10 protein-coding genes are annotated in these 12783 nt (G+C 36.3%); 6 read left to right on the top strand and 4 right to left on the bottom strand.

Features of this window, described 5'->3' with window-relative positions; translation table 11 throughout:
- Positions 1–118: 118 nt before the first annotated feature.
- From J2786_RS07560 to J2786_RS07535, 6 genes are all read left to right on the top strand, one after another.
- On the top strand, positions 119–985 hold the full coding sequence (locus J2786_RS07560; protein ID WP_047429637.1) for a proline and serine-rich protein 1 family protein: 867 nt from the start codon (positions 119–121) through the stop codon (positions 983–985).
- 195 nt (positions 986–1180) lie between these two features.
- The gene (locus J2786_RS07555) at positions 1181–2005 is read left to right on the top strand and encodes a CvfB family protein (protein ID WP_047429641.1); all 825 of its coding nucleotides are present in this window, start codon (positions 1181–1183) and stop codon (positions 2003–2005) included.
- A 260-nt stretch (positions 2006–2265) separates the two neighbouring features.
- The gene (locus J2786_RS07550; protein ID WP_047429643.1) at positions 2266–2859 is read left to right on the top strand and encodes a TetR/AcrR family transcriptional regulator; all 594 of its coding nucleotides are present in this window, start codon (positions 2266–2268) and stop codon (positions 2857–2859) included.
- A gap of 89 nt (positions 2860–2948) precedes the next feature.
- Positions 2949–4301: a TolC family protein gene (locus J2786_RS07545; RefSeq protein ID WP_047429644.1), complete on the top strand. Its 1353-nt coding sequence runs from the start codon at positions 2949–2951 to the stop codon at positions 4299–4301.
- Positions 4302–4310: 9 nt separating this feature from the next.
- The gene (locus J2786_RS07540) at positions 4311–5372 is read left to right on the top strand and encodes an efflux RND transporter periplasmic adaptor subunit (protein WP_047429646.1); all 1062 of its coding nucleotides are present in this window, start codon (positions 4311–4313) and stop codon (positions 5370–5372) included.
- Positions 5373–5379: 7 nt separating this feature from the next.
- The gene (locus J2786_RS07535) at positions 5380–8568 is read left to right on the top strand and encodes an efflux RND transporter permease subunit (protein WP_047429649.1); all 3189 of its coding nucleotides are present in this window, start codon (positions 5380–5382) and stop codon (positions 8566–8568) included.
- Between the two features lie 514 nt (positions 8569–9082).
- On the opposite strand, the gene J2786_RS07530 is transcribed toward J2786_RS07535, so the two are convergent.
- The 4 genes from J2786_RS07530 to J2786_RS07515 all read right to left on the bottom strand — a co-directional run bounded on the left by J2786_RS07530 (position 9083) and on the right by J2786_RS07515 (position 12777).
- Positions 9083–9529, bottom strand: coding sequence for a KTSC domain-containing protein (locus tag J2786_RS07530; protein ID WP_047429652.1), 447 nt, complete (start codon positions 9527–9529; stop codon positions 9083–9085).
- A 150-nt stretch (positions 9530–9679) separates the two neighbouring features.
- Positions 9680–10576 carry a retropepsin-like aspartic protease gene (locus tag J2786_RS07525; RefSeq protein ID WP_047429655.1) on the bottom strand — a complete coding sequence of 299 codons (897 nt, stop codon included), beginning with the start codon at positions 10574–10576 and terminating at the stop codon, positions 9680–9682.
- A gap of 185 nt (positions 10577–10761) precedes the next feature.
- Positions 10762–11517, bottom strand: a complete 756-nt coding sequence (locus J2786_RS07520) for a hypothetical protein (protein WP_310024488.1) — start codon at positions 11515–11517, stop codon at positions 10762–10764.
- A gap of 582 nt (positions 11518–12099) precedes the next feature.
- Complete coding sequence (locus J2786_RS07515; RefSeq protein WP_047429659.1) at positions 12100–12777, bottom strand: DUF2306 domain-containing protein; 678 nt, start codon at positions 12775–12777, stop codon at positions 12100–12102.
- Between the last annotated feature and the right edge of the window lie 6 nt (positions 12778–12783).

Genomic DNA, 12783 nt, shown 5'->3' with positions numbered 1-12783 from the left:
GTTGATTAATAAATTTAATCATTTAAATATTTAAAATTAAGGGCTGTTTCTTATGGAAGCAGCCTTTTTTGTGGTGCTTTTGGCATGAAAATGGAGATGGTTTTTCAAAATTTCATGTATGAAAAAGATTTTGATCAGTTGGATGCTTTTGGCGGGAATCAGTTCATGGGCACAGGAAGCAGGAAAGGCAGGAGAATTATTAAAAAATGAGGCTTCCACTACAGAAATGAGAACCTCTAAAAGCCCGGATGAAAGAAATAAAACTTTCGATCAACCGGAATTTGGACATACTCCAGTTCCTTCGAGAAAAGGAAATGAAATTAGAATAAAAAAACCTAATTATCAATGGAACAAAAACTATGGGTATGCAGAAGTTTTTCTGAGAATTCCCGAACAGGGATTTTTTACCGTGGAAGTTGGCGATCAGATGATGGCAAACGGTTCCGGAAAGTACAGGTTTTTTGATCTGCCATCTGGGAGAATACCTATCTCCATATACGATAATGGATTTCTGATCTACAGAACAACACTCATGCTTCGGAACAACAACAGAATGGTATTGGATTTCTTTACCAACGAAGGTCTCTATCTTCTGGATTCTTATCCTGTACAAAATCAATATGGCTTTAATGACTGGAATGATATCTGGAACAATCCTTACGGAAATCATTCCGGAGATTGGCCTCTTCAAGGAAATGTAATGGATACTCATTCTTTTCGCCAGTTTTTTGATATGATGATGAGCAATGAGAAGTTTGACGATGGAAAAATTGCGATGATCAATCAGCAAATGCGTACCTCTATGTTTACTTCAGTACAAATAAGAGATCTGGTGAAAGCACTCAGTTTTGATAATAAGAAATTAGCACTCGCTAAATCGATGTACCGCAATTGCGCAGATAAAGACCGCTATTTCTTAGTGTATGATGCTTTTGATTTTGAAAGCAGCAAACGTGAGCTGATGGATTATATTTCGAACGTATAATATTCAATAGAAACGGGCTTTAGTCTGTTTATTTTATACAATCAATCCGCTGGCTTCAGCCAAAACATATTTTTTAAAACATTACGTTTTTCATAGTTTCATAACTTTTTATAAAGCCCTTAAGAGAATTATAATTATATAGACTAGGATAGCATCTTCAAATTTCCGTACCTTTGTCAGCTAATTTTATCATCAATGCAACTCGGAAAAACTCAAACTTTAACAATTTCAGAAAAAATTAATTCAGGATGGATCCTTGTAGATGAATCCGGTGAAAAGGCTTTTCTGCCTAAAATCTTTATTCAGGATGAAAAAGAAACAGGTGAGGAGGTTGAAGTTTTTGTGTATCAGGATGACGATAAATTAAAAGCAACTACTGAAATTCCATTGGCGGAGGTAGGTGAATTTGCAGTAATGAGCTGTGTACAAAGTCTTCCAAGTGGAGCTTTTATGGATTGGGGAATTATTAAAGATTTATTTATTCCTTACAAGCAGCAGAAAACAAAAATTGTCGAAGGAAAAAGATATCTGGTCTATATTTATGTAGATGAAGATATGGAACTGATTACCGGGACCACTAAGTTCAAGAGAAACCCTCAATATGATGAGCTTCCATTCCAAAAAGGAGACAAAGTAGACCTGATCATGATGAATGAAAGTGAACTGGGCTGGAATGTAATCATCAACAAAAAATATATTGGATTGATTTACGCTTCTGATGTTTTCAAAAAACTGTACCCGCTGTCAGAAGAAACAGGATATATCAAAACAATCCGCGAAGATGGGAAAATTGATATCTCTTTACAGCCGGAAGGTTTTGAAAATATTGACGAGTTCAAACAGAAAATTCTGAACAAACTGGAAGAAAATTACGGACTTCTTTATGTTTCTGATAAATCTTCACCTGAAGAAATTAAGGATGAACTTCAGATGAGTAAGAAAAACTTTAAAAAGGCAATTGGAGGACTTTATAAAGATAAGATCATCGATATCTCAGACGATAAAATCAAATTATTATAAAACAAAAAACGGGCAGAAATTTCTGCCCGTTTTTTGTTATCCCTATTCTTGATCGAAGTATTCTAAGTAAATTGTATATCAAAAAGAATTCTCTAATAATCTTTTATAGAAGATAATTTCCTGTCTTAAACATTTTTATTATTTCAAATTTCAAGTCATTGACATGATGGATGTCATGACAAATATGTTTAATTTTTTTGTTTAACAATTTTGTCAAAAATAATTTTTAGTATAAATTTGCACAAATTTGTTTAACAAAAATGTCAAATCAAGCAAAAAAAGACCAAACACAGGAATTGATCAAGGAGACAGCGAAGAATTTATTCTTTGTGAAAGGAAAGTTTGATGCTACTACGCAGGAGATTGCAGATGAAGCAGGAGTGAACAGAACCCTTATTAATTATTATTTCCGTTCAAGAGATAAGCTTATTCAAATCATCTTTGATGAAGCACAGAGGGTAGAACAGGAAAAGTCGAAGATCATTCAGATTTCTGATATGCCTTTTAAAGAGAAGATCAGCAAATTCATAGAAAGCAGTCTTTCTACAAGCCTTCAGTATCCGTATCTGGAAACGTATATCGTGTCACAGATTAATAAAGGGACCTGTCATCACAGAGAAATTGAAGAGGATATCCTGAACGATATGTACAAGGATATTGAAAAAGAAATGGAATTGGGAAATATTGAGAAAATGGCACCCGTTCAGTTTATTCTGAATATGGTTTCCCTTCTGGTGTTCCCGAGTGCTATAAGACCATTATTCATGGAGAATTTATTAATCAATGATGAAGAATATGATAAGATTATTTCTGAAAGAAAAGAGATTATCATCAATATGTTGTTCAAAAACTAAAAAAAACTAAAGTATTTCTGAAAATGATTCGTCAAATAGAAATAAATAATGGCTGAAAACTAAATAAAAAATAAACGAAGTATAAAATTATGAATAGAAAACGTATAACTGCTACAAAGCTAAAAATTGGGATAGCTTCAGCATTTATGATTTTCGGCTCTACACTGATGTCTGCCCAGCAGCAGGTTTCCCTGCAGGAAGCAATAAAACAGGCACTCCAGAATAAAGCAGAAGCCAAAAAAGCTGCTTTACAGGTTAAAAAAGCCGAATACAAGATTGATGAAGCCAGAGCCGGTGCCCTTCCACAGGTCAGTGCAACGGCAGGTTTAACCTATAATCCAATTATTCAGGAATCTTTGCTGGAATTTGGAGGAGAGAAAATCAGAGCCCAGTTTGGGCAGCCTTGGGGTTCAACAGCTTCTGTACAACTTCAGCAGGCCATTTTTGACCAAAGAGTATTTACAGGGCTTAAAGCAGCAAAATCAACAAGAGAATTTTATGTGCTGAATGCTCAGTTAACCAACGAACAGATTATTGAAAATGTAGCAACAGCTTATTATCAGGTGTTTGTACAGGAGGAGAATCTTAAAACGGTAACTGCCAGCTATGCCAATACAGAGAAGGTAAGAAATGTTATTAAAAGTTTGGTTGATAACGGTTTGGCAAAATCAATCGATTTAGACAGAACAAATGTTCAGCTTACCAATATCGGTTCCAATAAACAGGCCCTAATCAACTCTGTTGAGCTTTCAAAAAATGCTCTGAAGTTTTATATGGGAATCCCGATTTCTACAGACATCGAGCTTGAAGAAAAACAAATCGAACCAAAGCCTGAACTGATTGCGAGCAACGTAAATCTTAATGATCGTACAGAGCTTAAAGTTTTAAATAAAAACAGGGAACTTTTGGTTTTCAATAAAAAAGCGACTGAAGCTTATCTTTATCCATCAGTAAATCTTACGGCAAACTACGGATGGGGAGCAAACGGAGCAAAATTCCCGCTGACGAATGGTCTTAGCAAAGGCGTTCTTTGGAGTGACTACTCAGCAATAGGCTTGAATGTAAATATTCCTATTTTCACAGGAGGAGCTACGAAAGCCAAGATCAACCAGGCAGAAATTGATATCCAGGATCTAGATGTTGATATTGAAAATACGCAGCTGAGCTTAAGTCTAGATTATAAAAATGCAGTAACCAATATGGAAAATGCATTGATTAATATCGAAAGCATGAAAGATAATGTAGGGTTGGCAGAAAGAGTTCAGAAAAATACTCAGTCTAACTATCAGTATGGATTGGCAACACTTACAGAAGTACTGGATTCTGAAAATGCTTTGACACAGGCAAAACAGAATTATTCTAATGCATTGTTAGATTACAAGCAGGCAGAGATTAAACTGATAAAAGCTAAGGGTGAACTAAACACACTACAAAACTTATAATAAACTAAAATGAAAAAAACTTTAATATATATCATCGTAGCAGCTGTACTGGTAGGTTTAGCCGCGTACAAGATTGCTGGAAACAAAGAAAAGCAGACTCAGGAAGTGAAAGAAGTTGCCAAGCAGGTAGATAAAATCAATGTTAATATTGTAACCGTTACAAGAGAAAATATTGATACAGACTACTCAGCCAATGGAACTTTCATTCCAAAACAGGAAATGAATCAATCTTCTGAAATTTCAGGACGCATCGTAAGCGTTTTGGTAAAAGAAGGTTCAAGGGTAGGAGCAGGCCAGGTTTTAGCAACGATCAAAAAAGATGCTATCGAGGTGGATGTTACTCAGGCTCAGAACAATCTACAGAATGCTATTATTGATAACCAACGCTATGAGAACGCATATAAAACAGGTGGAGTTACAAAACAACAGCTTGATAACTCAAGACTGCAGCTGAAAAATATGCAGGCAGCAGTAAGAGCACAAGGTGTAAAAGTAAATGATACAAGCATCCGTGCAGGAATCAGCGGTACAATCAACAAGAAAATGGTTGAACCCGGAACAGTTGTTTCTCCTGGAACATCAATGTTTGAAATCGTTAATATCAACAGTTTGAAGCTTGCTGTTTTAGTTGATGAAAGCCAGATCGGAAAAATTCAGTTAGGTCAGGAAGTTCCGATTAAAGTAAATGTATTACCTGAAGATTCTTTCGTTGGCAGAATTACTTTCATTGCTCCTAAAAGTGATGCCTCTCTGAATTTCCCTGTTGAAATTGAAGTACAGAACAGAGGAAATCTGAAAGCAGGTATGTATGCAACTGCTAAATTCAGTACAAACAACGGTGCAGAAACTCAGAATATGCTGACAGTTCCTGCAGAAGCGTTTGTAAATGGAGTAAGCTCAGGACAATTATTCGTTGTTCAGAATGGAGCTGCTAAATTGATCAAAGTAACCATAGGAAAAGTTTACGGAGATAAAGTTCAGATTTTAAGCGGATTGAATGGAGGAGAGCAGGTAGTTACCAGCGGACAGATCAATTTGGACAATGGATCTAAAGTGAACATTATAAAGTAGCAGATCTATGAAGTTAGCAGAAATATCGATTAAAAGACCCTCGCTGGTAATTGTATTATTTACAATTCTGACGTTGGGAGGTATCCTGAGTTATACACTCATGGGATACGAATTGATTCCGAAGTTTGAAACCAACATGGTAACAATCTCTACGGTATATCCGGGAGCTTCACCTGCAGAGGTGGAAACCTCCGTAACCCGAAAGATTGAAGATGCCGTAGGTTCTTTGGAAAACGTTAAAAAAGTAGAATCTTCTTCATACGAGAGTTTATCCGTCATCATGGTTCAGCTGAACGATGGGGCCGATGTAGACTATGCTTTGAATGATGCACAGAGAAAGGTAAATGCTATTCTTGCAGACCTTCCGGAAGATGTAAAAGCGCCTTCGTTGAATAAATTCTCCTTAGATGATTTACCAATTATCACGATGAGTATTTCATCTGATAAACTGAACAGTAAAGATCTTTACGACTTACTGGATAAAAAGATTGAACCTATTTTCTCCCGTGTAAACGGTGTGGCTCAGGTTGACCTTGTAGGTGGACAGGAGAGAGAAATCCAGGTGAATCTTGATGAGAAAAAATTGCAGGGGTACGGACTTTCAATTGGAGATGTACAACAGGCCATTCTTTCATCAAACCTTGATTTCCCTACAGGAAGTTTGAAAACGAGAACTACAAAATCTACCATCAGACTTTCAGGAAAGTATAAATCAACTGAGGAAATGAACAACCTTGTAGTTTCCAATAAAAATGGAGCTCAGGTACGTTTATCTGATATCGCAACAGTTTTCGACTCTCAGAAGGATGTTGAAAAAGTAGCGAGATTCAACCAGTTTCCTACTATTTTGATGCAGGTTAAAAAACAATCTGATGCCAATGCGGTAGCGGTATCTGAAAGTGTTCAGAAGACCATTAAAACTGTAGAAGAAGCTTATAAAGTTCAGGGAGTAAAAGTAAAAATCGTAAACGATACTACAGAATTTACCCTTGAATCTGCCAACCACGTTATTTTCGACTTATTCTTAGCGATTATCCTCGTGGCGATTGTGATGTTACTATTCCTTCACAGTATCAGAAACGCATTCATCGTAATGGTTTCTATCCCGGCTTCATTGGTGGCAGCGTTCATCGGAATGAACCTTATGGGATATACTTTGAACCTGATGAGTTTACTGGGTCTTTCACTCGTGGTAGGGATCCTGGTGGATGACGCGATTGTAGTACTCGAAAATATTTACCGTCACATGGAGATGGGTAAAAGTAAGATCAGAGCAGCGTATGACGGAGCTTCAGAAATTGGATTTACCGTTGCGGCGATTACCCTGGTAATTGTAGTGGTATTCTTACCGATTGCAATGAGCTCAGGTCTTGTAGCCAACATTCTTGCCCAGTTCTGCGTCACGGTAGTTATTGCCACCTTGTTATCCTTATTGGCATCATTTACCATCATTCCTTGGTTATCATCAAGATTCGGTAAACTGGAACATTTAACAGGTAAAAACTGGTTTGAGAAATTTATTCTTTGGTTTGAAGGATTAATTGACAAGTTTACACACTGGATCACAGGAATTCTTGAATGGTGTCTGAAAACAACATTAAGAAGAATTTCAACAGTAGTAATCACATTTATTGTTTTAATCAGTTCATTCATGCTGGTAGCATTCGGATTCATTGGAGGAGAGTTCTTCCCGCCAATCGACCGTGGTCAGTTCTTAGTACAAATGGAATTGTCCAAAGATGCAACCGTTGAAAAAACAAACCAATTAACATTAGACGTTGAGAAGTTTTTAAGAAATGATAAAGATGTTGTAGATCTTATTACAACAGTTGGACAGCAGTCTACAGGTTTTGGTGGTGCTCAGGCAACAACATATCAGTCTGAGGTTCAGGTGAACTTAACAGATAAGTCTGAACGTTCCGAAAGTACCAACATCAAGGCTGCAAAAATAAAAAGACAGCTGGAGGAGAAATTCACAGGAGTTGAGTTTAAAACGGCTCCAATCGGTATCATGGGTGCTGAAAATGCTCCTATTGAAATGGTGGTAACTGCTCCGGATAATGCTACAGCAGTAAAAGAAGCAACAAGAATTCTGGAACTATTGAAAAAAGTTCCTGGAGCTGTAGATGCTGAATTATCAACTGACACTGGTAGCCCGGAAGTTCAGGTAAGTATTGACAGAGATAAAATGGCTGCCTTAGGTTTAAACCTTTCAAGTGTAGGACAGACGATGCAGACTGCATTCAACGGAAATACAGACGGAAAATTCAGAGCCGGAGAATATGAATATGATATCAATATCCGTTTCGGAGATGTGAACAGACAATCTATTGATGATGTTAAAAACCTTATGTTTACAAACCCTCAGGGGCAGCAGGTTCGTTTAAGCCAGTTTGCTAATGTGGAAATGGGTTCAGGACCAAGTTTGCTTGAACGTAGAGATAAATCTCCATCTGTAAAAGTAAGAGCTAAGGCTGTAGGTAGACCGGTAGGGGATGTAGCTAATGAGTGGGCTAATCAGTTCATGAACAGCACCAAAAAACCTGTGGGTGTAGATTACATCTGGAGTGGAGATATGGAAAACCAGCAGGAAGGTTTCGGTACGTTAGGAATTGCATTATTGGCAGCTATCGTATTGGTATACCTGGTAATGGTTTCATTATATGACAGTTTTGTATATCCTTTCGTGGTATTGTTCTCAATTCCGTTAGCAATGATCGGGGTAATGGTTATCCTTGCCTTAACTGCCAACTCTTTAAACATCTTCACGATGTTAGGGATGATCATGTTGATTGGTCTGGTAGCGAAGAATGCGATCCTTATCGTTGACTTTACGAATGCCAGAAAGGCAGCAGGTGCCAATACTCACGATGCCCTGGTACAGGCGAACCACGCACGTCTTCGTCCGATCCTGATGACTACCATTGCGATGATCTTCGGTATGTTACCGATCGCATTGGCAACAGGTGCCGGAGCTGAAATGAACAAAGGTCTTGCATGGGTAGTAATTGGTGGTCTGACATCATCACTATTCCTTACATTGATCATTGTACCGGTAGTATACTCTCTATTTGACTCTGTTCTGAGAAGAATGGGTAAAGATACCAAAGTAGACTACGAAGCTGAAATGAAAGCAGATTACGTACATAGAGAACTGAATGAAGACGGATTTACTCCGAAGCATTTAGATAATTAAAAATTAAGCCTTTAATTAACCGAAAGCGCCTCAGATCTTCTGAGGCGCTTTTTTGTTGATATTTGATGATTTAAAATTGGATTATATAGGTTTTGGCTAAAGCCGTTGAATGGTTTTTATTATTTAAATGGGCTAAAGCCCATTTCTATTGATCATTAATTATATCGCAATAATTGCCGGATCATATTTGTTAAGAGAAAATAAGTTGTTTGGAAGTTGAATTATCGGTTTGTGTCATTCTGAACACAGACTGAAAGTCTGCGAACGTAGTTCATCAATGTAGTGAAGAATCTCATGGGTTTGATTACAACAGAGATTCTTCCTTCGTCAGAATGACAAACGTAAACTGTTAATTCAATAGGAGCGGGCTCTAATCCTGAGCTTAGACGAAGGAAGCCCGCTTATCTCTGTAGCATTCATTATTCGGCTTTAGCCTAAACATTAGATTCGGTTTCCAGCAATAAAAAAAGCTCCCAGTAAAACTGGAAGCTCTTCTATATTGTAGTAGAAAAAATTAATCTGCCATAGCCTCTCCGGACTTTCTGTAAACGAAGTTTCCGTAGATATGTCTTCTTGCAAAACGGCTCGGTGAATCAGCGTTGATCATTTTGATATAGGTATTTCTTGGAACTCCCATATATTCATACATATTTCCGTTCAGGTGCTGAACCGTTAAAATTGATTTCTCCAGATAAAAATCCTGAATATTAGATTTCGTAATGGTTTCAGTATATTCTTCCTTGTATTTTTCCTGTGTTTCAGGATTGATACTTACCAAAAAATGGTAGGCTTCAATCACAGATTTGCTTTTTTCTTCTGCTTCCTGCTTTCCTGCTTCATCATTAATGAATTTATCAGGATGGGTATCTTTCATTACATTTCTGTAAATCGTCTTTAATTCTCTTAATGTAACGTTTTTATCAACTCCAAGAAGTGTTCTGTGCTCACCAATTTTTTTCATATCTCTAATTCTTATTTTCGGGGTGCAAAATTACGGATTTAAATCTGATAAACCATAACTTATTCATTATTAATTTATTTGAATAATTTTTGGCCTGTATAACCGATTGTAGAAAAAAGCAGATCGAATATGTAAAATTAACTTTCACAGCTATTTAAACTCCGAATACAAGTTTTTATTCAGTTTAAAATAAATAAACCCGTTTTTGAAATCAATCACTGTATTGAACCTTTTTAAAAACTGATTACCAAAAAATCCCGCCATTTTTTCTGTAGAATCAATTCCCTCCGTAGAACCGGAAAGCGTAATCGGGAGATTATAAAGATATTTCTGAGCGAATTTTACAGCCGGGCAAAGAACCAAAGGCATTTCATACACAGAACCATCGGAACCTTGCGCTGTAGCTTTGCCAATTGTTTTCATAGTTTTTACCAGGGTATTCTTGTTAGCAAAAGGAGAAGCTATTGTAAGCACATCATCCGCTCCGCTGTCGAGTCCAAAGAATCCAGAATATTCTTTACCATTCACCAGGATACTGCTTTCTACAGCAGGGTAGTTGTCGATCATATGGAGTTTTACCTTTTCATATCCTGCCCAATCAACAAGTGGATCATTCTCTTCATAAAACCGGATCTCATTTCTATGATAATCAATTTCAATGAGTTGCCCCTTCATCAGGTCTGTTCCGAAGACCCCATCAAAATGGGCTGATTCATAAGGAATAAGTGTAAATCGTATTTCTTTTTTCTCAATATTTCCAAACTGTACTGTATTGTGGCTGCTGTAATCTACAGTATTTACTCCGTTGGAACCTTTGTTCTCAGATTTTCCATCAATTTTCAGTGGGATCTTTTTCTTTGAGTTGCTATTAATGACAGAACCATCTGCACCTGTATCAAAAAGAAACTTAATACTATCTGTTTTATTGACTTTACAATATACGTACACGGAATTGTTTTCCAGAAAAAAAGGAAGAATAGAAGTTGTTTTTTGCGCTGATATTGCGCTGCAAAATAACAATGTCAGAAACGTAAGAATGTATTTCATGGAATAGTTTTAGAAGTACGAAAGTAGAAGTATTAAGTGCTTTCACAAATAAATAATAAGCCATTAACCCACTTTTAACCGTTCCTTAACCGTTTTCTACAAACTTTACCAAATAAAAAACAGCACCCAATATGAGTACTGCTATGATATTTTTAAATAATTAAATGCTTCAATCTTTAATAAATCTATGGCTGATCACAAGTTTTCTTCAGCTTGGTGAAAATCTTATCAAAATCCTTGTAAGTGGTCTCTTCATTATCACGCTTTTGTCTGAAGCTGCTGTTGGCACAGTTGTGAAAACCCAGACCAATCATATCGATTAATGCATAATCTTCTTTTTGAGGATCATTCATTTTGGCATCAAATCTTGCCATTACACCCTTTGGGTCAGCATTATTTTTACTTTTAAGTTCAGTATATGCTCTCCATGCTGCAAACATCTTTTCTCTGTCGGGAGAGGAAATTGCATCAATCTGTTCTCTGCAGGTATCGTAATATTTGCTGTTTTTCAGCGTGAAAGGATCAGAATATGCAAGGATTTCTTCTTTATTAAGCTGGTATTCATTTTCAAAAGAATCAATGGTTTCTTCCATTAATTTTTTCCATTTCGGAAGATCTATCACTTTAAGGCTGTATAATTCTTTTTTCTTTTCGTTATACTGCTTTTCCAGCTCCTGTAAATAAGCTTCTCTGTTATTACGGATTTCTTCAAGCTGTGCAATTTTAAAAACAGGCTGGGTGTCAAATACAACCCCATTGAATTGGTACAAAAGTTTATTGATCCCGTCTATTTCTTCTTTTTTATATTTAGCCGGGTCAAAATACCCTTTATTGTCACAGTTAAAAGTCTGATAGCTGTAAGGGGTCAGATTGTTGGCTTTTGCGGGAGTTTTTTGCCCCCAAATAGTAATGGATAAGGCTAAAGCAAGCCCAATCATCATTTTTTTCATGTACATAACCTGTTGAAAGAATCCGAATTTTCTGAATTTCTATGCAAAATTAAGGCTTTAAATTCGAAATATAAAGGATTAAATAGATTTTCTCAATGGTTTTTGCAAATTTTATATGAATTTTATACTAACTACTTTATGTTTTAAAAATTATAAGCCCTTAAATCCTGAAAAAAGGATAGTAATAAACTGATACAGAGTTGTTTTTGTTAATAATAATTACTTACTTCAATAAGATTCTGATCCGGATCTCGGAAGTAAACTGATTTGATTTTTCATACAGTCCTGATTCTCTCTACAACCCATTCAATGATTTCTGCATCTCTTCCATTACCTCATGAATATTGGTCTCTGACTATTGTCCTGTACTTGATTGTTTTTTTAGATTTAAAACAATAGATTTACATCAATTAACACGAAGCCATGATATATTATTTTTTTCTTCTTTTTATTATTGCCATTTTTGGAGGAATCTCTTATCTGATTATGCGTTTTTTCAGTAAATGGACCAGAAATAGTGACTACAAAGCAATTTTTAATACTCTAATATTTATTGCAGCCTTTTTTCTGATATCATTTATCGGTATCTATATTTTCCTTTCCAGTCTTGATTTTTCCCGTTAACAAACGATCTTTTTTGAGGATCACATAAGCAATGGTCAAGTTGATTAAAAGGGCAGCCCAGACATTCAACCCATAAAAAAGTTCGTAATCATGCTGTATTTCGTTATAAAAGAGGTTCTTAATGATTCTGAAAGTAAGAGCTGTGGTGGTGACCGCATAGCTTAAGATCATATAAATCCTGTGTCTGTTCACGTTTTCTTTTCTGATAAAAAGTACAGCCGCGACAGTAAAATAAGCCCAAAGTACATCTTGAATCAGAAATCCGGTAATTCCGATAAGTCCGCCATTTGAAAAAAGTCCCAGTACAAAGCATGCGGGAGCATTGATCACAAGAATATTGTAAACATATATTTTACCAATAATTTTATGAAGATTTCTGTTTTCTGTCAGAAACCGATTTGAAAATTGCGTCAGACCCGCCAGAAGGCAAAGCGTTATAGAAAAGATGTGAATATAGAAAAAAGCCATCCAGTACGGATTACTGACTACCTGCTGCTTAAAGGCCAGAAATCCGATGTTTTTATCAAAAGAAGTATACTGGGAAATGGTTTTCAGCATCAGAATACTGAAAACAAGAACCAAAAATAAAGCACTTACTTTAATGATCTTTATTCCCAAAGACTTCATGGAGTA

This window comes from Chryseobacterium vietnamense (genome assembly GCF_031454475.1).
Classification (GTDB): domain Bacteria; phylum Bacteroidota; class Bacteroidia; order Flavobacteriales; family Weeksellaceae; genus Chryseobacterium; species Chryseobacterium vietnamense.
Note: the sequence above shows the minus strand (reverse complement) of the source record. Positions and strands in the feature narration are given on the sequence as shown.